General features: G+C 37.5%; 23 protein-coding genes. 5 read left to right on the plus strand and 18 right to left on the minus strand.

What is annotated here, in order from left to right; translation table 11 throughout:
* Positions 1-33 precede the first annotated feature (33 nt).
* From J3U54_RS08680 to J3U54_RS08690, 3 genes are all read right to left on the minus strand, one after another.
* Entirely contained in the window at positions 34-2,703 is a 2,670-nt protein-coding gene (locus J3U54_RS08680; protein WP_267385763.1) for a calcium-translocating P-type ATPase, PMCA-type, read from the minus strand.
* 179 nt (positions 2,704-2,882) lie between these two features.
* Positions 2,883-4,055: a nucleoside transporter C-terminal domain-containing protein gene (locus J3U54_RS08685; protein ID WP_220220851.1), complete on the minus strand. Its 1,173-nt coding sequence runs from the start codon at positions 4,053-4,055 to the stop codon at positions 2,883-2,885.
* Positions 4,056-4,065: 10 nt separating this feature from the next.
* A complete protein-coding gene (locus tag J3U54_RS08690) occupies positions 4,066-5,259 on the minus strand; it encodes a bifunctional metallophosphatase/5'-nucleotidase (protein ID WP_267385764.1) in 1,194 nt (397 codons plus the stop codon).
* A 414-nt stretch (positions 5,260-5,673) separates the two neighbouring features.
* Here J3U54_RS08690 and J3U54_RS08695 point away from each other — a divergent pair, with 414 nt between their 5' ends.
* Entirely contained in the window at positions 5,674-7,038 is a 1,365-nt protein-coding gene (locus tag J3U54_RS08695; protein WP_267385765.1) for a PTS transporter subunit EIIC, read from the plus strand.
* 73 nt (positions 7,039-7,111) lie between these two features.
* On the opposite strand, the gene J3U54_RS08700 is transcribed toward J3U54_RS08695, so the two are convergent.
* On the minus strand, positions 7,112-9,511 hold the full coding sequence (locus J3U54_RS08700) for a phosphoketolase family protein (protein ID WP_220232845.1): 2,400 nt from the start codon (positions 9,509-9,511) through the stop codon (positions 7,112-7,114).
* Between the two features lie 288 nt (positions 9,512-9,799).
* Between J3U54_RS08700 and J3U54_RS08705 the strand changes: the two genes are divergently transcribed.
* Positions 9,800-10,564, plus strand: a complete 765-nt coding sequence (locus tag J3U54_RS08705; RefSeq protein WP_220235202.1) for a DeoR/GlpR family DNA-binding transcription regulator — start codon at positions 9,800-9,802, stop codon at positions 10,562-10,564.
* 4 nt (positions 10,565-10,568) lie between these two features.
* Positions 10,569-10,940 carry a bacteriocin immunity protein gene (locus tag J3U54_RS08710; protein ID WP_103751979.1) on the plus strand — a complete coding sequence of 124 codons (372 nt, stop codon included), beginning with the start codon at positions 10,569-10,571 and terminating at the stop codon, positions 10,938-10,940.
* A 194-nt stretch (positions 10,941-11,134) separates the two neighbouring features.
* Here the strand turns inward: J3U54_RS08710 and J3U54_RS08715 are convergent, their stop codons facing one another.
* The 7 genes from J3U54_RS08715 to J3U54_RS08745 all read right to left on the minus strand — a co-directional run bounded on the left by J3U54_RS08715 (position 11,135) and on the right by J3U54_RS08745 (position 17,019).
* A complete protein-coding gene (locus J3U54_RS08715) occupies positions 11,135-11,860 on the minus strand; it encodes a GntR family transcriptional regulator (protein ID WP_267385766.1) in 726 nt (241 codons plus the stop codon).
* A 12-nt stretch (positions 11,861-11,872) separates the two neighbouring features.
* A complete protein-coding gene (locus J3U54_RS08720) occupies positions 11,873-12,793 on the minus strand; it encodes a nucleoside hydrolase (RefSeq protein WP_220220836.1) in 921 nt (306 codons plus the stop codon).
* A 145-nt stretch (positions 12,794-12,938) separates the two neighbouring features.
* Entirely contained in the window at positions 12,939-13,631 is a 693-nt protein-coding gene (gene rpiA / locus J3U54_RS08725; protein WP_103751976.1) for a ribose-5-phosphate isomerase RpiA, read from the minus strand.
* 126 nt (positions 13,632-13,757) lie between these two features.
* A complete protein-coding gene (locus J3U54_RS08730) occupies positions 13,758-14,228 on the minus strand; it encodes a Dps family protein (protein ID WP_103751975.1) in 471 nt (156 codons plus the stop codon).
* A gap of 102 nt (positions 14,229-14,330) precedes the next feature.
* Complete coding sequence (locus tag J3U54_RS08735) at positions 14,331-14,918, minus strand: hypothetical protein (RefSeq protein WP_267385768.1); 588 nt, start codon at positions 14,916-14,918, stop codon at positions 14,331-14,333.
* Positions 14,919-15,071: 153 nt separating this feature from the next.
* Positions 15,072-16,427, minus strand: a complete 1,356-nt coding sequence (celB, locus tag J3U54_RS08740) for a PTS cellobiose transporter subunit IIC (RefSeq protein WP_267385769.1) — start codon at positions 16,425-16,427, stop codon at positions 15,072-15,074.
* A gap of 91 nt (positions 16,428-16,518) precedes the next feature.
* A complete protein-coding gene (locus tag J3U54_RS08745; RefSeq protein ID WP_267385770.1) occupies positions 16,519-17,019 on the minus strand; it encodes a PTS cellobiose transporter subunit IIA in 501 nt (166 codons plus the stop codon).
* A gap of 154 nt (positions 17,020-17,173) precedes the next feature.
* Here J3U54_RS08745 and J3U54_RS08750 point away from each other — a divergent pair, with 154 nt between their 5' ends.
* Positions 17,174-18,619: a 6-phospho-beta-glucosidase gene (locus J3U54_RS08750; RefSeq protein ID WP_103751971.1), complete on the plus strand. Its 1,446-nt coding sequence runs from the start codon at positions 17,174-17,176 to the stop codon at positions 18,617-18,619.
* Positions 18,620-18,704: 85 nt separating this feature from the next.
* Here the strand turns inward: J3U54_RS08750 and J3U54_RS08755 are convergent, their stop codons facing one another.
* The 4 genes from J3U54_RS08755 to J3U54_RS08770 form a co-directional block, all read right to left on the minus strand.
* The gene (locus J3U54_RS08755) at positions 18,705-19,064 is read right to left on the minus strand and encodes a PTS lactose/cellobiose transporter subunit IIA (RefSeq protein ID WP_103751970.1); all 360 of its coding nucleotides are present in this window, start codon (positions 19,062-19,064) and stop codon (positions 18,705-18,707) included.
* Between the two features lie 14 nt (positions 19,065-19,078).
* Positions 19,079-19,414 (minus strand): PTS sugar transporter subunit IIB, encoded by a 336-nt coding sequence (locus J3U54_RS08760; protein WP_103751969.1) that lies wholly within the window; start codon positions 19,412-19,414, stop codon positions 19,079-19,081.
* Between the two features lie 149 nt (positions 19,415-19,563).
* On the minus strand, positions 19,564-19,800 hold the full coding sequence (locus tag J3U54_RS08765) for a hypothetical protein (RefSeq protein ID WP_220220833.1): 237 nt from the start codon (positions 19,798-19,800) through the stop codon (positions 19,564-19,566).
* Positions 19,801-19,919: 119 nt separating this feature from the next.
* Entirely contained in the window at positions 19,920-20,135 is a 216-nt protein-coding gene (locus J3U54_RS08770) for a hypothetical protein (RefSeq protein WP_267385772.1), read from the minus strand.
* A 327-nt stretch (positions 20,136-20,462) separates the two neighbouring features.
* On the opposite strand from J3U54_RS08770, the gene J3U54_RS08775 reads away from it, so the two are divergent.
* The gene (locus J3U54_RS08775) at positions 20,463-22,367 is read left to right on the plus strand and encodes an alpha/beta hydrolase family protein (protein WP_267385773.1); all 1,905 of its coding nucleotides are present in this window, start codon (positions 20,463-20,465) and stop codon (positions 22,365-22,367) included.
* A gap of 277 nt (positions 22,368-22,644) precedes the next feature.
* On the opposite strand, the gene J3U54_RS08780 is transcribed toward J3U54_RS08775, so the two are convergent.
* From J3U54_RS08780 to J3U54_RS08790, 3 genes are read right to left on the minus strand one after another with little or no spacing between them, the layout of a single operon-like run.
* Positions 22,645-23,058 carry a PTS sugar transporter subunit IIA gene (locus J3U54_RS08780; RefSeq protein ID WP_267385774.1) on the minus strand — a complete coding sequence of 138 codons (414 nt, stop codon included), beginning with the start codon at positions 23,056-23,058 and terminating at the stop codon, positions 22,645-22,647.
* Positions 23,059-23,074: 16 nt separating this feature from the next.
* On the minus strand, positions 23,075-24,070 hold the full coding sequence (locus tag J3U54_RS08785) for an SIS domain-containing protein (RefSeq protein WP_267385775.1): 996 nt from the start codon (positions 24,068-24,070) through the stop codon (positions 23,075-23,077).
* Between the two features lie 31 nt (positions 24,071-24,101).
* Entirely contained in the window at positions 24,102-25,172 is a 1,071-nt protein-coding gene (locus tag J3U54_RS08790; protein WP_267385776.1) for an SIS domain-containing protein, read from the minus strand.
* Between the last annotated feature and the right edge of the window lie 4 nt (positions 25,173-25,176).

The raw sequence follows: 25,176 nt of genomic DNA on the forward strand, positions 1-25,176 counted from the left end.
ATTGATCAGCTTTTTTATTTTAAACGTTGAAAATTACTTTTGCCCTGCTTGGCGCTGGCAGAATTTAACAATTTCAACAATGATAATCATGCAAATACCAGCTGCAAGAACAATGAGCCATTGTAAACCATTTAATTCTGTAACATCAAAGAATTTCGTCATAAATGGCAATTCAACAGCAGCCATTACCACCGCCGAAATAACAATTGCCCAGTTAAACCACTTATTACTAAAAGTATGTTTAGAAAAGATTGACTGGTGAATATATTTCGAATTAAAGGCATGGAACAGTTGAATTAGTCCCAGGGTCAAAAACGCCATCGTTAACGCATCTGCATGCTGCAAATTGGCATTATCCATATGCGGGCCAAAGTTTAACCCTAACTGGTAAGTTGTCAAAACTAGCAGTCCTTCCAGAATTCCCTGGTAAACAATCGAACTAGAAACGCCGCCACTAAAGAAGTTGGACTTTCGTCCACGCGGTGCCCGTTTCATTATGCCTTGTTCGACTGGCTCAAGGCCAAGAGCAATCGCTGGTAATGTATCGGTAACTAAGTTAATCCAAAGCAGCTGTACGGGTGCCAGAATATCCCAACCAAGCATTGTCATCATGAAGACGGTCAAGACTTCACCAACATTACAGCTCATTAGATATAGAATTGCTTTTTGAATATTGCTGAAAACTTTACGACCTTGCTTAACGGCTTCGACGATTGTGGCAAAATTATCGTCAGCCAAAATCATGTCACTAGCACCTTTTGAAACTTCAGTTCCAGTGATTCCCATGCCAATACCAATATCAGCCTGTTTTAAACTCGGCGCATCATTAACACCATCGCCAGTCATAGCTACGATTTTGCCACGAGCTTGCCAAGCTTTAACAATGCGAACCTTATGCTCAGGTGATACACGGGCATAAACACTGTAGTCTGGAACATGTTCTTGCAAGTAGTCATCACTGATTTCATCAAGTTGTGCACCTGTTACAACTCGTTCATCTTGGCCTGGCTTCAAGATTCCTAAACGCTCAGCAATTGCTTGAGCAGTAACTTGGAAGTCACCGGTAATCATTACCGTTCTGATTCCAGCTTCGTGGGCTTCAACGATTGCCTTCTTTGCTTCCGGACGTTCAGGGTCAATCATTCCAACTAAGCCAGCAAAAACTAGATCCTGTTCAACATTATCCGTTGTTGGCTCATCATATAACTGGTCAATATTTTCATAGGCTAATCCTAAGACACGCAAAGCATTTTTGGCCATTTTTTGGTTAGCTTCTAAAATTGCTTCTTTCTGCTGCGCTGAAATTGCAGTGATCTGACCGTTCTGCTCAATTTTGGTTACCCGTTTGAGCAATTGATCAGGAGCACCCTTTACAGCAACAAAGTATTGCGCACCGTCTCGATTAACCGTACTCATTAACTTCCGCTCTGAATCAAACGGAACTTCCTGCAGTCGTTGATAATCGGTTAACATTTGGTGAACCGGAATCTTTTGATCTAGCGCATATTGAATAAGGGCTGTTTCAGTTGGATCACCGAGCAAACGATCATTATCATCTAATTTAGAATCATTTGCTAAGACCATTGCCATCAATGCTGGAGTATTAGCAGCAATTGGCTGGGCAGCTTTGTGATCCTGATTATCATAGTAAACTTGCTCAACTGTCATTTTATTTTGAGTTAAAGTTCCCGTTTTATCAGAACAAATAATATCAGTAGCGCCCAGTGTTTCAACTGCTGGCAATTTACGCACAATTGAATTGTGTTTAGCCATTACTTGGGTTCCTAGAGCCAAAATAATGGTTACAATCGCGGGCAAGCCCTCAGGAATGGCCGCAACCGCAAGTGAAACAGCAACTAAGAACATATCGATTGCTAATTTTTGTGTTGGTTCGGTTCCTTGCTTGGTGAAAAAGCCGACCACAAAGACAACTGCGCAAATGATTAAAATCATGATTGTCAGCGTCTTACCCAATTGATTAAGGTTACGCTTCAATGGCGTATCTGTTTCATCGGTATTGTTAAGCATTGTGGCAATCTTACCGACTTCGGTGTTCATCCCAATTTGGGTGACAATTCCTTCTCCACGACCATAAGTAACATTGGTGTTGGCAAAAGCCATGTTGTCTTGATCAGCAAGGGCCACCTTATCTTCAGCAATTATTCCATTTTCTTTATCAACTGGAACAGATTCACCAGTTAAAGCCGACTCTTCAATCTTTAAGCTTTTAGTGACCGTTAAGCGTAAATCTGCTGGAACAACATCACCAGCTTCAAGCAAGACAATATCACCTTGCACTAGCTGCGTACTTGGGATTTCAACTACTTGCCCATTACGTCGCACATGCGCATTAGGTGTAGCCATTTTCTTTAAGGCATTAATGGCCTCTTCCGAACGAGCTTCTTGGAACACGCCCAAGACTGCATTCAAAATCACAACAATCATAATAATTGCTGCGTCTGTCCATTCTTGTGCAACAAAACCAGATAGTAATGCTGCTACAATCAAAACGATAATCATAAAGTCCTTAAACTGGGCGATGAATCGTTGAAACAGGCTCGTTTTCTTCTTACTTGCCAAACTATTTGGACCGTCTTTTTCTTGCAATTGCTTTACTTGTTCTGGGCTCAGACCCAGTTTGCAAGTTGTTGACAGTTCTTTTTCAACACTTTCTACTGACTGATTATAAAAACTCTGGGGCATTTTGACCTCCTAAATAATAAAAAAGAGACTTATATGCTTCTCCACACACAAGTCTCACTAATTAAGATAAGTCCAGAAGTCTCTCTTCGGTTGTTGGGCTTATCGCAGGTATTGCTGTTACTCCCTTATGATGATTTTATTATAAATAAAATTGGCATTTTTAACAAGGTCAATGCAATTTAAAATGAATAAAACAGTCCGGCTAGCGCACCATTAATGATGCTGACCGCTGTTGCAACGAGGAATAAGCGCAATGCATGGCTAGCAATTGCTTCACCGTGTTCTTCATCAACCATCGTATGCATAATTCCCAAAGTTGTTCCCAAGTTAGGTAAATTGGCAAAGGAAATTAAAAAGACACTCACAATTGCCTGGGTTTTAAGCGGAACAGTATTCATATTAATCTGGTTAATTGCCACAAAAATATTAGTAAAAGCTTTTGTAGCCAATACTGTACCTGCACTGACCATTGATTGAGGATCTATTCCCATCAGAAAAGCAACAGGGGCACAAACGTAACCAATTAAGGCCGTCAAGGTTTTACCACAAGCAGACTTAAAAATAATATTGACAAAAGTAATTAGTGATACAAAACCAATAATCGAAATTGAAATGTTGATTGCCAGTTTAAAGCCGAGATTCATACTATCAATCAGGCGCGTAATCAGCGATTTCTTATTAGTACTTTTGGTTGTTATTTCATAATTTACCTGTGAAATATCATATGGCGCAACAATTTTGGCAACGATAATTGAAGTAAATAAGTTAAGTACCAATGCAACAATAATAAATTCGGACTTAATAATATGCATGTATGATGCAATCATTGTTACCGTTGTATTCGACAAAGTATAAATTGATAGAGTAAATAACTGGTTCGGGGCCATGTCTTTCATTTGATCTTTAAATGGAACAAAAACCCCATTACTTACAAAAGGATAGCTTAAAATTGTAAATGCATTAATTTCATCGATGTGAAAAAGCTTTTTCAGTACTTTACCTACATATTTAATAATAAAAGGCAAAATACGCAAGTATTGCAGCAGCTCAATCAAAGCACAAATAAAAATTAACGGCAAAAGCACATCAAGAAAGAACTGTGAAGCCGCTTGTGGATTTTTCAAATCACCAAAAACGAAGTTTACCCCTTTGCTACTCGAAGCACTAATAATATTGAGACTGCCAGATAGTCCGTTAATAATCCAGTTGCCGATGGTTGTTTTTAAAATTAAAAACAAAAAGACAAGTTCTGTAATAAACAAATACAAAATTGATTTATAGTCAATTTGCTTGCGATCAAAACTAACCCAATAAAGTAGTGCCAACACTAAAATTATTCCAATTACTCCCATTATGCTCTCCTTATGCGTGTTGCTTTAAATAGTAAGAATATTCATCAAAGATATTGTCAACGAACTGGTCTGTTAACCGGTACTCTGGTATCTCATATGAATTGGTTAAAACCGTAAAGTCGCATGCACCAGCAGGATAATCTTCGACTTTAATGGCCCAGTCCTGCTTAGTAAAAGCCTGGTACTCACTTTGAGTTAAATGGTAAATTCTTACACCATATGGAATAGTAAAAGAATCGATTACTTCTTTTCTACTTTGTCCCTTCAAACTCATAAAGATTCCTAAATGTCTGCGGGCAAACTTTTCTTGTAGAAATTCCGTTAAATGACTGAGGTCCAGCTTTTCTTGCAGCCAAGCTTGATAATCTTCTTCCGGATAAAAATCACCAGATTGTGCTCGCAGAGTACTAGTTTTGATAATCTCTTCATCACGAGACACAAGCTTATCTTGATCATCAAAGCTAAAAGTTAAATGACCGTAATAATTACCTTGATAACCACCTTGAACGACTAACGTCTGCTTAATTTTCCCTTGATTAACGCGGTGCTGGTGGCCACAACTAAAGCCGTCAATTCCAGGCGTTTGTGAAACCAACTTAAAGGTCTCGTCTTCTCCCGTAGCGTAGTTTATTTCGTTATGAGTAGCTAAATCACGCTCAATTCCGCCGTGGTAGCCGACTAAAACAAGATCTACTTTATCCCGTAACGCTGCAACTTGCTTTTGCAACTCTGGTAGTGCATCCTTGACGATTACCCCACTAGTAACATCGAAGTCGCTAATCATCGACATTCTGCTTGTTAAAAGACCAATAACCCCGATTTTAATTCCCGCTACCTCTTTAATGGCATAAGGTGGAAAAATAAGTTCATTTTGCTCGGAAAAAACATTGCAACAAACATACGCAGCAGCCAAATTTTCAACTTGCTTTTTTAAATAGGTAATGCCATGGTCAAAATCATGGTTGCCCGGCACCATAACATCAAAGCCCACGCGATTGGCATAATTTACCAAAGGCGAAACTTCATATTGATCACAAAAATAAGTTGTTAACGGGTTGCCAACAAAAAAATCGCCGCTATCCATTAACAGGCTATTGGGATATTTATCTTTTAAGCCCTGTAATGCTAATGCGGGCTGCGGCTTATCATTTGCAATAAACCCGTGAAGATCTGTTGTAGTTAAAACATTAATTTGCTTAGTCATTTTCTTTCCTTTACTCATTAGTTAGCAATTTATACTATCAATTGATTTTATAATATCTCGAATGCCCATGGCAATATAAATTTGATCGCAAGCTGGTCGAGATAAGCCGACAAGTACTCGCCAAACATTCACCAAATTTAGTCAAAAGCATTAGTAGTAAATTTTACCCAGCAAAAAGCAGTTAAGTTTTTCCGACGGCTTTAGCCACTGCTATTAACGCATATTTAATTTTTAGTTAAAACACCTAGCTAATCTAAAAAAGCTTTTCCTGTTGCTTTTTCGTATCAGTACTTCTTAATTAGCGGCATTGACATCGGTAATTATCTAACTTATAATGTTGCTTAATTTTTAAAAAAATATGATAAAAATAAGTTACTTTTAATCAAACTTATTTATAATTATACAGGAGACAATATGAGTAAAATAAGCGATGATGCGCAAGCCATCTTAAACTATGTTGGCGGGCCAGATAATGTCAATAGCCTGGTACACTGCGTTACCAGACTACGGTTCGAGTTAAAAGACAATCAAAAAGTAGCAAAAGATAAATTATTGGCTTTGCCCTGCGTTATCAGCGTGGTAAATAGTGGTGGACAAGAACAAGTCGTCATTGGTACCAAAGTGGCCGATTACTACGATGTTATTCAGCAATTATTAGCTAATCAGCGAACCACGGCTAAACCAAAAACCGCCAAGTATTCCAAGCATTCAACTTTTTCTCTAACCAAGGTTATTTCTGGTGCATTTATGCCCCTGCTTTCAGTCATGGCAGGAGCTGGTATGGTCAAAGCATTACTGACGGTTTTGGCAAGTACGCATTTACTTTCAACTACTAGTACGCCATATTTAGTATTATCAGCGGCTGGCAATGCGATTTTTTATTTTCTACCAATTTTCGTGGGGATAACTTTGGCCAAAGGGTTTAAAGCAGATCCATTCGTTGGTGGAGCACTTGGCGCAGCCCTTTTAGAGCCAAGTTTTACCGGTTTAATTGGCAAACACGGACTTAATTTATTTGGAATGCCACTAGACCCAATCGATTATTCCACCACTGTTTTTCCCATTTTTATCATTATTGGAGCATATATCCTATTAGACCGGTTGTTGAAAAAAATTATTCCACAACAATTACAGATATTTTTGAATTCAATGATCTCACTGATCATTTTGGTACCAGCAACGGTATTAATCTTTGGTCCCTTTGGTAACACTGTCGGCAATTGGATTTCTACGATTATCATGTGGCTATTCAGTAAGAGCCGATTAGTTGCCGGGTTAGTTTTAGGAGCGGCTTATTCATTTCTCACCGTGCTGGGTCTACACTGGGGACTAGTGCCAATCACTTTGCAAAACTTGAAAATGTACGGTGATGATGTAATTGGCGGAGTCGGTGTGTGTGCTGTTTGGGCGCAGATTGGCGTAGCTTTAGGAACATTTTTATATAGCTTATTTAAAAACAAGGACGCAAAATTAAAGGGTCTGTCAGGCTCAATTACGATTACGGGTATTTTTGCAGGAGTTACCGAACCAATATTATACGGTTTGATTATGCCTTCCAAGCGCCTCATTATTATTACCGCAATTGCTGGTGGGATTGGCGGTGCCATTAATGCTTCATTGCATGTGATGGTTAAGTCCTTCCTTATTGATAATATCTTTTCCATTATTATGATGATGTATAAACCAATTGGCTTTATGATTCTGGGTTCAGGAATTGCTTTAATTACTGCGGCAGTCCTAACTTATTTCTGGGGATTCGAATCACAAAAACAAAAATAAAAATCAATTTACCAAAAAAAGACTAACGCGATGTTAGTCTTTTTTAACGATTTATTTTAGTTAATTTAACAATTTACTTTAACCCAGTCCATTGCCATTCAGTAACTTCTGGCATATCTTTACCATTATCACGAATGTATTGGTGATGCTTATTAAGCAAGCGATCCATCTCATCAACAAAAGCTGAACTCTTTTCGGCATACTGAGGAATGCTCAAAATGGCATCTTTTGCTAGGTGGAAACGATCAAGCTCATTAACAACACGCATGTCAAATGGTGTAGTAATATCACCATTTTCTTCATAGCAGTGAATATGAACGTTATTACGTCCACGACCAAACCAAATTGATTGCATCATTGCTTTGTAACCGTGCCATGCAAAGATTACCGGCACATCACTTGGGAATAATTGATCGAATTCTTCAGTTGAAATTGCATTTGGATTGTCTGCTGGATTCATCAACTTCATCACATCAACTACATTAATGTAGCGAATCTTCAAGTCTGGGAAATTCTTATGCAATAAATCAATTGCGGCCAAGGATTCAATTGTTGGTTCAGTTTCAGTTGAAGCAAAGACAACGTCAGGTTTGTCGTGACCATCTGTTGATGCCCAATCAATATATGATAAGCCATGATCAGCTAACCGTGCTGCCTCTTCTACTGAGAACCATTGTGGCCGAACTTGTTTAGAAGTTACCAGAATATTGATACATTCACGGTCACTAAATGCTTTGGCAGAAACGGCTAATAATGAGTTAGTATCTGCTGGCAGATATTCATGAACTAAATCTGGCCGATTCTTCTCATACATATGGGTCAAAATACCTGGATCTTGGTGGGTGTAACCATTGTGATCTTGTTGGAATACAGTTGATGTAGCAACAAAGTTAAGTGAAGGGTAATCCTTACGCCAATATTGTTCTTTTGCCTTTCTCAACCACTTCATGTGTTGCGTCAGCATTGAGTCGACGACACGACCAAATGATTCGTAAGTAGCGAAGAACCCATGACGTCCAGATAAAACATAGCCTTCAAGCCAACCTTCATCTTGGTGCTCAGACAACTGCGAATCAATTAATCGACCACTTGGAGCCAAGTTTTCATCATTTGGTGTATGAACAGAACTTTCCCATTGCCGCTTTTGTTCATCAATAAACTTAAATAGCCGGTTAGACTTAGTTTCGTCAGGTCCAAAGCCGCGGAAGTTGTCTGGATTAAGTTCTGCAATTGCATTTAAGTATTTAGCCCATTCCGTCATATCTTCTGCTTCAACTGAACCAGGTTGGTCAAACTTAAGGGCAAACTTCCGGTAGTCAGGAAGACTTAAGCGCTTGGCATCCTTACCACCATTAGTAATTGGATTCATTGCCATTCGACTGTCGCCGTCAACATTGTCAGCCAAGACTAAATCAGTAGGTGCACCATTTTCATCAAATAAGTCTTCAGGATGATAGCTCTTCAGCCAATCAATTAACATATCCTTGTGTTCCATTGAGTCTTGAGCTACGGGAATTGGAATCTGGTGTGCTCTGAATGAGTTTTCAACTGGATTGCCATCAACATCAAATTTAGGACCGGTCCAACCCTTAGGTACTCGGAAAATAATCATTGGCCAATGAGGCAAAGTAGTATCATTATTTTCACGTGCATTCTTTTGAATAGCCTTGATTTCCTCAATAACTGTGTCCATCAATTTGGCCATTTCTTCATGAACTTGCATATGATCTTTGTAACCATCAAATTCGCCACCATTATAGGCAGAAATAATATACGGGTGCCAGCCCATACCTTCGAAATACTTGGTTAACTCTTCATCGCTCATTCGTGAAACAATTGTTGGGTTAGAAATCTTGAAACCATTAATTTGTAAAATAGGTAAAACAGCACCATCTTTAATTGGATTAATGAACTTATCGCTAAACCAACTAGCTGCAAGTGGGCCAGTTTCAGCTTCACCATCACCAACTTCGACTGCTGCGATGACATCAGGATTATCTAAAATTGCACCAGTACCGTGAGAAATTGAATAACCTAATTCTCCACCTTCATGCATTGATCCTGGCGTTTCAGGAGCAGCGTGAGAAGCAGAACCACCAGGAAAACTAAACCGTTTAAATAGCTTAGTCATTCCTTCTTCATTTTGCTGAATCTCCGGGTAAAGTTCACTATATGAACCATCAAGATATGAGTTTGAAACCATAACTTGACCACCATGACCTGAACCTTCAATGTAAAACATATCCAAGTTATACTTTTTAATTACCCGGTTTAAGTGCGCATAAATAAAGTTTTGCGGTGAAATAGTGCCCCAGTGACCGATTGGTTTAGGTTTTACTTCTTTTGCCTCTAAGTCATGCTTTAATAATGGATTGCTCATTAAGAAAAGTTGACCTACCGATAAATAATTGGCTGCACGCCAGTGTGCATCAACACTCTTTAAAAATTCTTTTGAATCGTAATCTACTGCCATATTGTGTCTCCTATAGCTGTTATTAACTTCAATTAACTTTATACGAATATTATACCAATTTTCTCAAAAAGTTCAACCATTCTAAAAATTGGTTCGTCCCAATTATCAAATTCGCATTTACTTAATTCCTAAATTGTCAAAAGGTAATTTTAATCGGCTTTAGAATAAGCAGCTTTTAAGTATTTAGTTGCTCAAATACTGATAAGTACTTAAAATAAGAACTATATACTGAATATTTCATTAATTACCATTTAAAAGAATGCTAGATTATTTTTAGGAGAAATGGCAATGACACAAGAAGAACGAATTCATGAAATTAGGCAGTTATTGAATCAGAAACACCATTTAGTTACTAGAGATTTAGCTAATTATTTTAATGTTTCATTTGATACCGCTCGTCGTGATGTGTTGCGCTTAACCTCAACAGGACAAGCTATCCGTGTTCATGGTGGTCTGCTGGCAAATAATCAGGATGACGTGCCCAACTTTTTAACAAGAAACCAAATTGATTCACCCATTAAAACTAAAATGGCTCAGATGGCCCAACGTTTTGTTCACCCTAACCAATGCGACTTTATTGGTCCTTCCACTACCCTAAAAAAACTATGCGAACTCATTAATGGTATCGATATCCAGATTGTCACCAATTCAATTGATAACTCCCTAGAATTGATGCAATCAAGAATGCCTGCTGTACGGTTATTAGGTGGAAAAATTGATAAAGAACATCGCTTTAGTTACTCTGTGACTTCATTAAAAACGTTGGAACGAATGAGTTTTAACACCGCTTTTATTGGAACTTCAAATGTTAAAAAAGATGGCATATATTCGAATAGAATGAGTGATTCTGAGTTGACCAGACTCGCCGCCTCTAGAGCAAAGCAAGTCGTTGTGGTTGCAGAGCAATACAAGTTTAACAGTCAAAACACTTCTCCTTTTATGTCTATTCCCCTTGAACAAATTGACGTGTTGATCACAGACACACCTTTGTCACAAGAAATGCAAAGTTGTTTTTCACCGAGTACGCAAATTATTCCGGTGCTAAGGAAGTGAGGTCATGCAAATCTTTTTTACTAACCATTCTGCTATTCAGAATAAACAGTTAGATAAAGAGGTTTATCAAGAATTAGAACAATTTTATAATAGTTTTTTCAACAATATCTATAATGAGCTAAATATTGGTAAATACCGCAAAATACGTGATGCAATTGGCCTGGTAATGCGCAAATTCGACTGTCATGACCACCCGCTGGCATATACAGGAAAATTAGTGATGTACATTCAAGCAACGATTGCTTTAGAACATTTGCATTTAACTTGTGAGCAACAAAATTTATTGCAGCTTTTGGGTACAAATACAAAGAAGATCAATTTGAACTTTGTCTATTCTGGGCCCATTACGGATTTACGCCAATTTAAAAATAGTTAGTTTCTTTTTTAGATAAAATGTATCCAAAATTTTTGAAAAAATATTTTTAAACTAAAACAGGACGCTGAACAATTAATTCAGCGTCCTTTTTCTAGTATCTTTTCAAAACCTAGATATTATTTCACTCTTTATTCAAAAACAAACAATTATTACCAACTAATCGACTTGTTTCATATTATTTTGATACTCGTTTTTTATTTATTCAAATTTACAAATGTGTTGAATCTCATGTATTGATAATGAATTCGCATTGTTGAAACTTCAAACGGCGTGCCGTCATCAAGAAAGAAAATACCTTCTATAACACCCACCGGCTCGGTTATCTTTAATGTCATCCGTTCCTGGTCTTCCTTACTCGAAGGCTCAACCGTAATATTGAGAAATGCTTTGGTTACCACCTTATTTTGAGTATCTTCCAAATAGTTAAACAAAGATTTCTGTAAGTTTTCCGGCTTTAATTCCGGCACAATTTTGATAGGAACATAGCCGGTTTCAATTAAAAATGGCTGCGCATCAAGGTAGCGGAGGCGCCGAAATTCATAAACAAAATCATCTTCATTTAAAAATAAATCCTGCCTAATCGATTCCGATGCTTTAACTACATTGAAGTCTAACAATTTAATTCCTTGTTTTTTACCTGGAACTTTTAAGCTATCTGTTAAACCTAAATTCGACCCTTCATAGCGAAATAGTGACTGGTTTTTCAGATAAAGAGGGTTAATAAATGTCCCGCTACCACGCTTTTTAAAAACTATCCCTTGCTGAGATAAAAGTTCCATTGCCCGCTTCATTGAAGAGCGGCTCACTTGGTAGTGTTCTGCAAGACTTCGCTCATCAGGAAGGCGCATCCCATCATACTTATTATCTAAAATATTCTGTTTTATATCGTGCATCACAGTCCGATAAACGAAATCTGCCATTTTTCTCCTCAATTATTCTGCTTTTTTGATTGCTTCAATAAACCAATGGGCAAATGTAGCCTGATTTATCTCTACCCCTACTTCTGCATTAACTGGCTTGTCAAAGAAATTATCAAAATCGATCAGCGAAGCGCCATAGGCATATGGGCTCTTGGTATCAACAACAACATGGGCCGGCTTGAAGGTATACATATCCGGGTTAATTAACATTCCCGCAGCTAAAGCATCGTAAATTTCACGACCATCATTTGCGGTCTTATCATGTAAATTAGTTAGAATATGATAAAGCATGTCACCGGTTTTGCCCAATTTTTTGACTTCCTGAAGGGTATTTTGGGTCACATAAGCTTCATGCCCCAATTCAAGTGGAGCAAGCAAGATCTTAATACCACTAGAAAAAACAATCTGGGCTGCTTCGGGATCACCAGCTACGTTGTATTCACTGTATGGGCCCCAATTACCGCGACCAATCGCACCGCCCATAATTACTAACTGCTCAATCTTAGCCATATCTTCCGGGTATTGTCTAAAATAAAGAGCAAAATCAGTCGCTGGACCAATTTGCATTAAAGTTACTTTTTCTGGGCTGTTAGTTACAACTTCATGGATTGCATCTGCAGCAATTCCTGGTTTAAGTAATGACTTATCTGGCTCCGGGAAGTCATAGCCAGCCAAACCACTTTTACCGTGGACGTCCGATGCATCAATTGCTTCACGCAATAACGGACGACTAGCTCCAGAAACAACTGGCACTTTTGTTCCCAAGAAAGTTTCCAATTTTAAAGCATTGAGTAATGTTTTAGCCAAAGGAACATTGCCCCAAGTTGCAGCAATCAATTTAACATCAAGATCGTTTGCAAATAATGAAATAGTAATTGCTACTACGTCATCAATGCCGGGGTCAGTACTGATAATCAAAGGTTTTTTAGTCATCGAAATTCCTCTTCCTTGAAAGATATAAGACCATCATACCAAATCTATTTAACGATTGTCTTTTTACCTTGAAAAAATAATATGAATCAGTCAAAACAGATTACGTTTGACGGATTCATACTAATCAATTTACCATGTTACTCTTTTATTTTTCGCGATCTTCGATTTCGCCATCTGAACGAGCAATAATTACTTCATCACACATATCAAGGAATAGGCCAGTTTCAACAACACCAACCACTTTATCTAAATAATCATCTAATCCACGCGGAATCGGAATTGGATCAACGTTTAAATCAACAATATAATTGCCATAATGCGTGACAAACCGTTTATTGCCATCCATTCGCCAAGACGGATTCAAGCCATCATTTCTAAAACGCCGAAAATTTTGTTCACAGGAAATCGGTAAAATTTCTACCGGTAACGGAAAGCCGCTTAAACGATCGACTAACTTCGACTCATCAACAATCCACAGCACTTTTTCCGAATTAGCGGCGACATTTTTTTCCATTGTTAAGGCGCCACCGCCACCTTTAATACCGTCAAAGTTAACGTCAACTCGATCAGCCCCATCGATTGTCAAGTCTAACTGATCCACTTCTGCTAATTCATTAACCGTAAAGCCCCACTTTTCAAGCTGTTTTTTACTTCTGCTTGAAGTAGTAACAATAGCTTCTAAGTCAAGTCCCTCTTCTTTTTTTCGTTTCCCTAATGCATCAATGAAAAAGGCAATTGTTGAACCAGTGCCAACACCTAATTTCATCCCTGGCTCTACTAATTCTGCTGCCCTAATTGCTGCTTTATTTTTTAGTTCATCCTGCTGTTTCTTATCCATTGCTCTTGCTTTCTTCACAATCGTTACTAACACTACAATTTAATTTCATTATAGCAAAGATCAACCTAAAAGAAGACACAAAAAAAGGCAATTTAATTAAACTGCCTTTTTTAGTATTTTCATAGCTTATTCAGGATCGATTTCTGGTGCTTTATTAATTTCACCAGACATCATCCAAATCCGTTTCTCTACTTCAGCTAAAAAGCCGGTAAGCAAATCATTAGTGGCATAATCGCCCTCTTCATCGCTGGCCTTAATGCCTTCGCGATATAAGTCATCAAGATAGTGGTACCCCGCAATAATCTTGGCATAGCGCTCATCAATTGTCTCGTCCCAATTACCTTTTTCATCTTTAATATTGGTCTTCTCGGCAATTTCACTCAGAGTAGAAACTGGTGAGCCATCCAGTGTAATCAGCCGCTCTGAAACTTCATCTAGCTGATTAGCTAATTCATCCATTACTTTATCTAAATATGGGTGCAGCTTTATAAACCGATTGCCCCGCATATACCAGTGGTGTTGGTGAACTACCATATGTAATTGCGTTAAGTCAGCAACAAGTTGGTTTAATATTTCTTTTGTCTTAGGATATTTCATCTAAAAATGCCTCCCAAATATATAATATTGTTACACTTTTATTATATCCAGTAAGCGCCTTAATTACTAAAATATTGATTATCAAATTAAAAACAAGCAGTTTTATGATTTGCTCAAAGTATAACCTTGATTAATTAACTCAAGAGCCTTTTCCGACTGGTTAATGGTTTTCTCTGGTTCATAAATCTTATCACGTGATAGTGACAAGGTGATTTCTCGCCCGTCTGCAAGTTTCAATTGAAAACCACATAAGTTATTTACACTTGAAATAATTCCAACAAAATAAATCAAAATCATCGGATAAAAGATTGTTGGTGCCATCTTAACCAAGCTTTTTTTACCTAAAAATTTCGCATCAACAACTTCACTAGTCGCAATCTCTTTCAGTGGACTTGCCTTGCCAAGAAAGATCATCTTAATGCGATTCCAGTAACTGCCATGATCATAATAGCGAATTTTTTTAGCTGAAATCTCGCAATAATTAAACTCAATAGGTAAAACATTTGGATAGTAACCAAAGGCTACCAAAGCGAAGAAAATAAGGCCAATTACCCAAGCCCAATTTTTATTTTGAGAATTAACTATTGCTAAAACATCCCAAGCAATCAAACTAGCCAATAAAAAATAAGCTAACGATATCACTAAAGGGCGAAAATTCATTTTCTTGCCAAAAGTAATCATTTCATTCACACTTTCTTGCTAAAATTAAAGTTATTTTAGCACCTTTCAGCTAATAGTAAAGCGCTACCAAAAATAAAATAAAAAACTGCCTGAGAGTTTAGGCTAAACCATCATTTGCTAGTTTAACTTCTCTTCAGACAGAATTTTTATCTATGTTAAAGTTTATTCAGCAGCTGCTGTTTCTTGTTCTTGTTTTAATAAAGTGTTGTCATAGTGTTTGATAAATGGGTACCAAACAAGAAAAGCAACAATTGCACAGACGATTGAAAGAACGCCGCCTTGCCAACTGGTTGTAGCAATGAAGCCACTCAAGCCAACTGGTGTCGGCCAAGGTTGTTGGACTCTGATTACTGGGACCAATTTTGAAACAATGCCTAAATATGCAATAATCCCCGAAGCAAGCGGTGCACAAACAAACGGAATAAATAAATCTACGTTGTAAACAATTGGTAAGCCAAAAATTAACGGTTCGTTAATATTAAAGATTGCCGGAATAATTTCCACTTTCCCCAATTCTTTTAATTGTGCCGAGCGAGCCCGAAAGGCTAACCAAATGGCCACACCAAGCATCGCGCCTGAACCACCGATCGTAATAAATGCATTGGTCGGATCGCCGGCAAAAAAGTGATGGCCTCCTCTTAGAGCATTATCTTGCATATTGGCAAGAATAATTGGCATATAGAAAGAACTGATAATCGTTGCTCCGTGGATCCCGAACCACCATAAAAAGTGAATCAGGAAGATAATGATCAAGAAGCCCCACCAGGTGTCGGCAATATCACTGATAAACGAGAACGGAATGAACAGTAAGTTGAACATATCCGTGCCTGCAATAACTAATGCCCCGTTTAAAGCAGCAACTACGACTGCAACACAAAATGACGGAATCAAGGCACTAAAGGAATTGGATACTCCCGATGGCACTGAAGCCGGCATCTTTATTTGCCAGTTATGCTTAATGGTGTAGCGATAGATTTGAACAGTCAGCCAGGCAATAACCAAGCCAATGAAAATACCGACAGCACCAATCCGGTAAATACCACTAGCAGAGGCCTCATATCCACTAGCAACCATTTTGGTTTTGGTAAAAACTTGAACAAATTGCATTTGGCCATTCTTCCAGACCAATTCAGCTACGGTAATGAAAAAGCCCATTAAGAACATCATCAATCCGTTCATTGGAATTAGATTAATGTGTTCCTCATCGTGATAAATTTTAGTGTACGAATAGGCAAAGGTCCCTGAAAATACCAGGGCGATAATTCCCATCGTGGCATTATAAACAGAACTAAATAATACTGAAAAGCGCCCAATTGTATTTGCATAAAAACTCATAAAAGCAGGTATTTTAATAACCTGAGACAATACAGTCAGGATTAAGAAAAATGCTCCGACAATTGAAAATGAAATAACGCTGTAGCCCGCATCCATGATTGCCCTAACAAAACGTGTTGCGGCAAACTTACCGGCTATTTCACCAATCTTATCTTTTAACGGCTTTTTTGTAGTATCAGCCATAATATTAATAACTCCCTTCTATAATTAATTCATATTGTTGAATTAGTTATATATTTATTGTAAGCATTTTCATTATAAAAGCAATCATTTTTCAATTATTTTTTTTGAAAGTAGCTATTAGTTTTTGATATTTATCTTTGCCTACCCTAATACTCCGAATTCGCCGCTCGCAAAGATAGCATAAAAGAATACCAATTAATAAAAATGCACAAATTAAATACACAGAACTCATATTAGATAAAAACGGGAATAATTGGTCTTTTAGCGGCGAAAATGCACAGCAGACTAAACCGGCATTGACCCCGATTTGAAGCCAAAAATAATACCTGGTAGCAGGAACATCCCGCTTCCGATTGTGCATTTTAGTTAGCTGCTCGATAGCGGCAATTGCTGCTAAGATCGTCATTATTCCTGAAATAATAATTCCTAGCCACCTCTGGTATTGAGTTAAAACTAATAACCAGAAAAGGTTAGTAAATAAAAAAATTATCACGATATAACGGAGCATTAAATAGCGACTAAAATATAAGTATTTAATACTGTCTACTTTTTTCTTTTCGGCAACGCTCTTTGATTGAAATTTATTCAACATTCTTTATTCCCCTAACACTTATGCATATATTATTTCATTATATCCCTAATATCTTAATTAAAGCTAGCCGAGATTAACTTGCTTGACTAAACTTATTTGGTATAAAATAGATCTGTTAGCGCTATCAGCATAATACAATAAAAAGGAGATAACAATGTACTCAGCAAAAATGCCAGACGGCTTTTTATGGGGTGGTGCAGTTGCTGCCCACCAGTTAGAAGGGGCTTGGAATGTTGACGGAAAAGGCATGTCAGTTGCCGATGTCATGACTGTCGGTTCAGCCACTAAGCCACGTGAAATTACTGACGGTGTCATTGAAGGGAAAAACTATCCTAACCACAGTGCAATTGATTTTTATCATCACTACAAAGAAGATATTAAATTAATGGCTGAAATGGGCTTTAAGGCATTTAGAACCTCAATTGCCTGGACGAGAATTTTTCCTAACGGCGATGACGAACAGCCAAATGAAGCGGGTTTGAAGTTTTACGATGATTTATTTGCTACCTGTCATCATTACGGCATCGAACCAGTAATTACTTTGTCGCACTTTGAAATCCCATTTAATTTAGTCAAAAAATATCATGGGTTTACTAACCGTAAACTGATCGACTTCTTTGTCCGGTTTGCAACTGTTTGTTTTAAGCGCTATAAGGACAGTGTCAAATACTGGATGACTTTTAACGAAATCGACAATCAAGCAGCATACACCGAAGACTTCTTAATGGCCACTAACTCTGGCATTATTCTCAACGGGTTAACAGATAAAGAAAAAGAAGCTGCTATGTACCAAGCTGCACACTACGAACTAGTTGCTTCAGCCTTGGCAGTCAAAATTGGTCATAAGATTAATCCTGACTTCCAAATCGGTTGTATGATCAATTACTCACCAGTTCGTCCGCTTACCCCGTCTTCAGATGATGTTCTGCTGGCCGACAAATTTGAGCAAAGACGTGATTGGTTCTCAGATGTTCACGTTTTTGGTGAATATCCAAAAGAAGTTGAGGCATACATCGAACGTAATGGCTACAGACCCGATATTACTGATGAAGATCGTGTAGTTCTAAAAGAAGGAACAGTTGATTACGTTGGTTTTAGTTATTACCAATCAACCACTGTTTCTGCCGAAAAAGTTAAGCCTGATGAATTAAATGACTTATCCAAGGCTATTGCTAAAAACCCAACGCTAGAACGCAGTGATTGGGGTTGGGAAATCGATCCTGAAGGTTTACGAATTTCTTTGAATCATTTAACTGACCGCTATCATGTACCACTATTTATTGTTGAAAATGGTTTGGGTGCTTATGATAAGGTCGAAAAAGATGGCTCAATTCATGATGATTATCGTGTCGACTACATGAGAAAGCACATTTCAGAAATGGAAAAAGCAGTTGAACTTGATGGCGTAGATTTAATGGGCTACCTTCCTTGGGGACCAATTGATCTTGTATCCGCTGGAACAGGTCAAATGGATAAACGGTATGGTTTTATCTATGTTGATAAAAATGATGCTGGTGAAGGAACATTGAAACGTTCACGCAAGGACTCATTTGACTGGTACAAGAAAGTCATCAATTCAAATGGTGCAGATTTAGCTTAAATTAGAGCTAATTAAAACTAACAAAAAAACGAAGTTACCAACAACTTCGTTTTTTTGTTTCGATCATTATCGCGTAACTGATTGCTTATTTCTTTAAAGTACCAGTTTCGTATAATTTTTCATATAAATCGACCATTTCGCCTGCTAAATCTCTAAAAGTAATTGCATTCATTAAATGATCTTGCGAGTGAACTACTAACAAAGTAACTTTAGTATGTTCACCTTGAGCTTCTTTAGTAAGCATTCCTGTTTGCGAATTATGTGCTTCAGTTAATGAGTCGTCAGATTCTTTCAACTTAGCCCGGGCACCATCGATGTCACCCTTTTTAGCTAACCGAATTGCTTCAAAAGCTAAACTCTTAGCATTACCACCATTGGCAATTAAGCCCATAGCTGATTCTAAAGTTGCTTGTTCTTCTTGTTCAGTAGTTTTGTTTTCTGCCATTATTATCCCCTATGTTAACCGTTAATTAAGTCTTCAGCTTGTTTCAAAACCTGAACACCGTCCATCATGCCATATGCACGCATATCGATTACAGCAAGTGGAATATCCTTGCCGTCTTTACCTTGGCCCTTGACCTTGTTCTTAAAGTCACTTTCCATATAACGAACTTGTGGTCCAAGCAAAACGCAATCTGGATGATCCTGTTCAATATGTTGTTGTGCCTCAGAAGCTGGACAAGCAAAGATATTAGCATCAATGCCCTGGTCCTTCGCTGCTTGCTGCATTTTCGTTACTAACAATGAAGTACTCATTCCAGCGCTACAATTTAACATAATTGTTTGTTCTGCCATAATAGTATGTTCCTCCTAAATGTATCCATAAGATTTATTCTATTATAGCACTTTTAAGTTAGCGCTTTCGATTTAAAACTAAAGATTATTTAAAATATTTTCCGTCTTTTATTTTAAAAGTAAATTGCGTCTCAAATTGGCCTTTAAACTTATAAACTGGCAACTAAAAACATAAGTCCAACAAGAACTAAGAAAACACCGATGAATAAAGCAGCTACCATCGAAATTGGTGCAAACCCAACTTGCCCCTTCGGTTTCTTAAGATTTCTCATATTTTTAATACTTAACAAAAGTTCAACGACACCTAAAACCAAAAGAATAATTCCTGCTATCATCACAACGTAATTTCCTTTAAGTAGCGTGGATAAATTTTCAGTCAATAACATCTTTATACCTCACAATCGTAAAAAATTATAGTCTTCCTAACGTTTATGATAGCACTTTCTTTTAGCTTTAACATAAATTACAATGAAAAATAAATGAATTTTTAGTAGCTACGGTTATTTTAGAAAAATAATTGAAAAAAGCCTGACACTCCTGTTCCCAAAAGGGCAAAGCCAAAGAAAAAGGCAAATACAACTGCAATCAATGAAAATGCATTGTTAGTTCCCTTAGTAAAGATTGTTTTGGCGTATTTAACACTGTAAATTAATTCGATTACACCCAAAACAATGACGGCAATACAAACAATACGATCAATTACTGGATTAATTAGACTCATTTTTTTTGCCTCAAACAAATCAAATAACAAAATATTCTTATGCGAATATAATAGCACGATTTCCCCAAAATAGAACAAATAGCAAAAAATTCTGGGAAAAATCAGCTTTTTCTTTAGGGCAAGCCAAGAATGGGAGTTTTTCACAGTATGATACGTAAAATTACACCTAATTACCTTTAACGTAACTTTTCTACTAGTAAACCGAATTTGAAATAGTACGCTGACATTGCTAAACATTATTTAAAAATAAAATTGACAAATCAAACTTCCAAAATTAGAATTTAATAAATTATTAATCTTGCTTTTTAACTAAAATGGAGGTCTAACATGCAAGGATTAACAGCAAAAGACTTATTAAACTTAACAAATGCAGGAGGTTTGAAGACACAAGGCAATAATAGTATTTTCCAAACTGCTGATCCTAATTTTGATGATTTGGATAAATATCAGTGGTCACTTGTTAAGCAAAATGGTAAAGACGGCTTATCTACTATTTTAACTACCGACACTTATCCGGCTTTTGTCTTTGATCAAGAACCGAACGTGTATTTTACAACGGTAAATGATAAGCAAAAGACGCAATTATTTAAATTAAACACTGATACCCGAGATTTGACCTTGGTTCATGAATTTGAAAAGCGAAGCTTGGCAGTTCAAGAAGTAATACAAGAAAAGCAATTACTCTTATCAGGTACGACATTTTTAACAGAAACTGATGGTGATTTACCCTGGCACGAAGTAACTGAAGTACCTTATTGGACCAACGCTGAGGGGAATGTAAATGGTAAACGACATCAACTTTTTATTTTTGATTTAAAAAGCAAAGAATTGCACTCATTAGTACCAAAAGATTTTGAAGTCAGCAATTTTTGGTACCAAGATGGCCACCTGTTCTTGAGCGGTGCGCAATATCAAAATCATCAACCATTTCAAAAAGGTCTCTATGAATATGATTTTACTGAAAAAAAGCTGCAAGAATTGCTTAAGCCTGAAACTTGGTCTATAAGTGCAGTGGCGCTATTAAATGATGAATTATATCTAGCAGCCACCGATAATGAAAAATATGGCATTGAAGAGAACCCTAATTTTTATCATTTGCTTAAAGATACTCATGAAATGCAGCTCGTGCAAGAATGGGATCATAACTTATCCAATATTGTCATCCATGACATGGAAGTAGTACCAGGCAAAACCACTTTTGTCCACGATAACAAACTTTATTTTGTTGCTACAATTGCGACTCATAATGAAATTTATACGTTTGACGGTGAGAAAACAGAACTAGTTGGCAAGTGGAATGGCTCAATTACTTCCCTAGCCTTTCAAGGCGATCATTTACAATTTATCGCAAATAGTCCACAAAGTCCGCAGCAACTCTACCAATTTGAAAAAGATGGACAGGTCAAACAACTTAGTCATTTTAACGAATTTTTGAAAGACAGATATGTGGCAAAGCCAAAGCAAATTGATTATAAGGATCATAATGGCGATTGGCGTTATGGCTGGGTACTTTATCCGCTGAATTACCAAGAAGGTAACAAATATCCGGCTATTCTAGAAGTTCATGGTGGTCCCCGCGCTACTTATGGCGATGGCTTTTTCCACGAAATGCAAATGCTGGCTAGTGCTGGTTATTTTGCCTTCTTTACTAATATCATCGGTTCTGAAGGTTGGGGAGATGAATATGGTGACGTGCGCGGTAAATATGGTACTGTGGACTATGATGATTTAATGTTATTTACCGATGAAGTCTTAAAGCAAGTTCCAGAGATAAACGAAGAAAAGCTTGGATTAGCAGGCGGAAGTTATGGTGGTTTTATGACTAATTGGGTTATTGGTCATACTCACCGCTTTAGTGCTGCCGTCAGCATGCGCAGCATTGCTTCTTGGACAGCAATGTACATTTCAGATATTGGTCCTGAATTCGTAAACGATCAAATGGCCACAGATGATTTACATTCTGACGATATTGATAAGCTTTGGTTCCACTCACCTCTTCGCTATGTCAATAATGTGACTACTCCTACGTTATTCTTACATTCAGATCATGATTTTCGCTGTCCAATTCCTGATGCTTATCAAATGTTCCAAGCATTGAAATTACGTAATGTCCCAACTAAATTAGTAGTCTTTCAAGGTTCTAATCATGACTTATCAAGGAAAGGTGCTCCTAACAGACGGATTAAGAGATTAGAAGAAACGTTGAACTGGTTTGATAAATATCTAAAGTAAAAATTTTGCATATTTAGTGTTATAAAAAATGCATCTCTAAGGATAAAAAATAATCCTTAAGGGACGCATTTTTCTTTGCTATTATTTGCTGCCAACTAAATGAACTTGATGATAAAATCGCTTTTTCAGCATTTGCCTGTAATTGCTAAAATTTGGTTAAACACAATACCTTGTAGCAATTTCCAAAACCATGTCTTGCTTAGATAATTTTGCCATCAAAATACGACCCCAAATTTACCTTAACTTCGGGGTCGTATCAATCTACCTTATTCTTTAGTTAAAATTCCTCATCTTCATCCTTAGCCGGTGTAGGCTGAAAATGATAAATACCGCTTTTACCGGCTTCTAGAATCATTTTTATCAGGTCATCAAGCGGGAATTGGTCACGATTAAGCAATAATTCTAACAGCATTGGGATATTAACTCCGGTAACAATTTCAATTGCCGGATTTTTTTCCAGTATTCGAACTAACGTATTAAATGATGTTCCACCTTTTAAGTCAGTTAAGCAAATAACTTTGCCAGAAAGAGCAGTGATTTTTTGCTCCAATTCTTGCTCTAGTTGATCAAGCGACTCACCGTCTGTAAACTTGACTGTTTGGCAATTTTCTTGCTGGCCACAAATCATTTCTGCCGATTTCAGCAATTCCTGTCCAGCACTGCCATGTGTACAAATTAAAACTCCAACCATTAGTATTTTTCCGCTCCTAATAGTCTAACGCACGATAATAGCGTCTAATGTCCATTGGGTGCCGGTTAATGTGTTCAATGTGGACATCAATCCGATTATTAATTGCATGGAAAACAAATGGTGACAGGGTCCCACGATATTTCTCTGAAAAGCCAGGGAGGTCATAATCTTTAGCATCGATAATAGTGTAATTACCACAAATCTCTGGTAAAAACTTAGCAACACGTTCACTGAGTGGTCTTTGAGAATCTTCTCCAACATAAACAGTAACTGGTGTGTCACGATCAACTATTTCAAACATGCCATGGAAGAATTCTGCTGCTTCAACGGCACGTGTTCTAAGCCAGTGTTGCTCTTCCCAATAGCACATTGCGTATGAGTATGTTGCGCCCCATTGATTACCTGCACCAACAAAGTAATGAATCTCATCATCGTGATGCTTTAAAGCAAAGTCCTTAGCAAAGTCGTCTGCTTTAACTCCAATTTCGGCAATATCCTCAGCAAAATGTTTATCCATTTCTTCATAAAATTCATCATAGTCCGGAAATTCACCATTCAAGTACATTAGACGATCCCCAACCATAAAGAACTTCAATTGCTCGTTTTCTGGATAAGAAATGCAATAAGTTAGATCTGCTGCCAATTTAGCCTTAGGATCATCCATAAAGCCTAAAATTGTGGCGCCTACCTCGTTTAATTTCTTAACTGCGTCAACCATTTCCTTAGTATTACCCGTTACTGAAGAAATAACAACTAGCGTTTTATCGGTAATGCGCTTATTGCCAGTCACGATATATTCAGCGGCATTTTGGTAAAAAGTTTCAAGGGCACTTTTTTCTTTCATATTAATGTTAGCTTGCATCCCTGAAGCATAGGTACCACCAATACCTAACCAGCAGATGTTTGTAATTCCTTTTTTAAATAATGGATCAATGATTTCATTAATCTTGCCTCTTAATTCGAGTGCTCCATTCATACTAGTAATTAATTTTTGTTTATCAAATTTACGCATTTTTTATTCCTCACTATTATTGTTGTTTTACTTATATTTTTGACGCTGTAATCTGATCAAAATCAGGATAAGCCGAATGTTCTAAATCATTACCCTTTTCCTGTGATAGCCGATATGCTAGCAGATGAACAGGCACAGTCATAAATAATGCCGTTAGCAATTCATCCGTTTTCACTTTCAGATCCAAGTCATTTTCTTGTTCATTAGCCGCTTCATTGGCATAGATGGTATAAACATGGTCTACGTGCTGGCGTAAGAATTTTTTCAACCGCTCTTCGCGTTCCTGTAATTTACCATTAGGCTCTAGAAAGATAATAAAATCCTCACGCATTAGTCCTAAATACGGACCATGCATGTATTCTTCTAGCTCCTTACCCCAAGAGCTAATCCGAACAGCTTCGGTCGTCTTTGTTTCACCTTCACGACTAACACCATATGCGGAGCCATAACCAATAAATTGCAATCTCTCTGCCTTATTAAATTGAGTTAAGTTTTTACCAACCCAAGCTGAAGAACGCTTAATAACCTCGGGCAGCTGGTGGATTACATTGTTAATCTGGGTAAAAATCTGGTCAAATTGATCGGCCGAAATTCGTCCTTTGTTTTTAGCAATCGTCAGCGAAATTAACATTAGATCCAGAATTTCCACACTGTAGCCGGCACTAACATATGGCATTTCTTCAACCGGCATCCCCATCATTAAGAGATTTTGGCTCACTTGTGCCACCGGGCTATCAGCTTCACTAGTAAGGGTATAAACCCGCTGGTTTAACTCTTGCAATCGCTGAACCAGCTTAACTACTGAGTAACTGTGCCCACCTTGAGAAATTGCGATGCAAAGCGTGCCCTGCTTAACATTCAACAAATAGTTTTCTGCAATTGACGGCTCCTCAATTTGCACCGGCATTCCTAACACCTTACTCATAAAAGGCAAAGCGCCATATGCCGCATTCGAGCTTGAGCCGGTAGCATAGATTGTGACACTATCAATTTGTGCTATTTCTGAAGCTGTAAAATACTTACCAAACAGTTGGTGATAATTAGCTAACACGTCTTGATAATACGCAGGTTCTAAGTGCACATAATCTTCAATACTTTTCACTTAA

Origin of the sequence: Lactobacillus sp. B4007 (assembly GCF_026535895.1) — a bacterium.
Lineage (GTDB): Bacteria > Bacillota > Bacilli > Lactobacillales > Lactobacillaceae > Lactobacillus > Lactobacillus panisapium.

What these genes read in the sequence shown, in the direction of transcription:
- J3U54_RS08680 (WP_267385763.1), bottom strand. Translation starts at nt 2,703, where the DNA reads ATGCCCCAGAGTTTTTATAATCAGTCAGTAGAAAGTGTTGAAAAAGAA.
- J3U54_RS08745 (WP_267385770.1), bottom strand. Translation starts at nt 17,019, where the DNA reads ATGTTGAATAAATTTCAATCAAAGAGCGTTGCCGAAAAGAAAAAAGTA.
- J3U54_RS08695 (WP_267385765.1), top strand. Translation starts at nt 5,674, where the DNA reads ATGAGTAAAATAAGCGATGATGCGCAAGCCATCTTAAACTATGTTGGC.
- J3U54_RS08710 (WP_103751979.1), top strand. Translation starts at nt 10,569, where the DNA reads ATGCAAATCTTTTTTACTAACCATTCTGCTATTCAGAATAAACAGTTA.
- rpiA (WP_103751976.1), bottom strand. Translation starts at nt 13,631, where the DNA reads ATGGATAAGAAACAGCAGGATGAACTAAAAAATAAAGCAGCAATTAGG.
- J3U54_RS08705 (WP_220235202.1), top strand. Translation starts at nt 9,800, where the DNA reads ATGACACAAGAAGAACGAATTCATGAAATTAGGCAGTTATTGAATCAG.
- J3U54_RS08730 (WP_103751975.1), bottom strand. Translation starts at nt 14,228, where the DNA reads ATGAAATATCCTAAGACAAAAGAAATATTAAACCAACTTGTTGCTGAC.
- J3U54_RS08750 (WP_103751971.1), top strand. Translation starts at nt 17,174, where the DNA reads ATGTACTCAGCAAAAATGCCAGACGGCTTTTTATGGGGTGGTGCAGTT.
- celB (WP_267385769.1), bottom strand. Translation starts at nt 16,427, where the DNA reads ATGGCTGATACTACAAAAAAGCCGTTAAAAGATAAGATTGGTGAAATA.
- J3U54_RS08755 (WP_103751970.1), bottom strand. Translation starts at nt 19,064, where the DNA reads ATGGCAGAAAACAAAACTACTGAACAAGAAGAACAAGCAACTTTAGAA.
- J3U54_RS08760 (WP_103751969.1), bottom strand. Translation starts at nt 19,414, where the DNA reads ATGGCAGAACAAACAATTATGTTAAATTGTAGCGCTGGAATGAGTACT.
- J3U54_RS08765 (WP_220220833.1), bottom strand. Translation starts at nt 19,800, where the DNA reads ATGTTATTGACTGAAAATTTATCCACGCTACTTAAAGGAAATTACGTT.
- J3U54_RS08700 (WP_220232845.1), bottom strand. Translation starts at nt 9,511, where the DNA reads ATGGCAGTAGATTACGATTCAAAAGAATTTTTAAAGAGTGTTGATGCA.
- J3U54_RS08720 (WP_220220836.1), bottom strand. Translation starts at nt 12,793, where the DNA reads ATGACTAAAAAACCTTTGATTATCAGTACTGACCCCGGCATTGATGAC.
- J3U54_RS08690 (WP_267385764.1), bottom strand. Translation starts at nt 5,259, where the DNA reads ATGACTAAGCAAATTAATGTTTTAACTACAACAGATCTTCACGGGTTT.
- J3U54_RS08785 (WP_267385775.1), bottom strand. Translation starts at nt 24,070, where the DNA reads ATGCGTAAATTTGATAAACAAAAATTAATTACTAGTATGAATGGAGCA.
- J3U54_RS08780 (WP_267385774.1), bottom strand. Translation starts at nt 23,058, where the DNA reads ATGGTTGGAGTTTTAATTTGTACACATGGCAGTGCTGGACAGGAATTG.
- J3U54_RS08770 (WP_267385772.1), bottom strand. Translation starts at nt 20,135, where the DNA reads ATGAGTCTAATTAATCCAGTAATTGATCGTATTGTTTGTATTGCCGTC.
- J3U54_RS08715 (WP_267385766.1), bottom strand. Translation starts at nt 11,860, where the DNA reads ATGGCAGATTTCGTTTATCGGACTGTGATGCACGATATAAAACAGAAT.
- J3U54_RS08775 (WP_267385773.1), top strand. Translation starts at nt 20,463, where the DNA reads ATGCAAGGATTAACAGCAAAAGACTTATTAAACTTAACAAATGCAGGA.
- J3U54_RS08685 (WP_220220851.1), bottom strand. Translation starts at nt 4,055, where the DNA reads ATGGGAGTAATTGGAATAATTTTAGTGTTGGCACTACTTTATTGGGTT.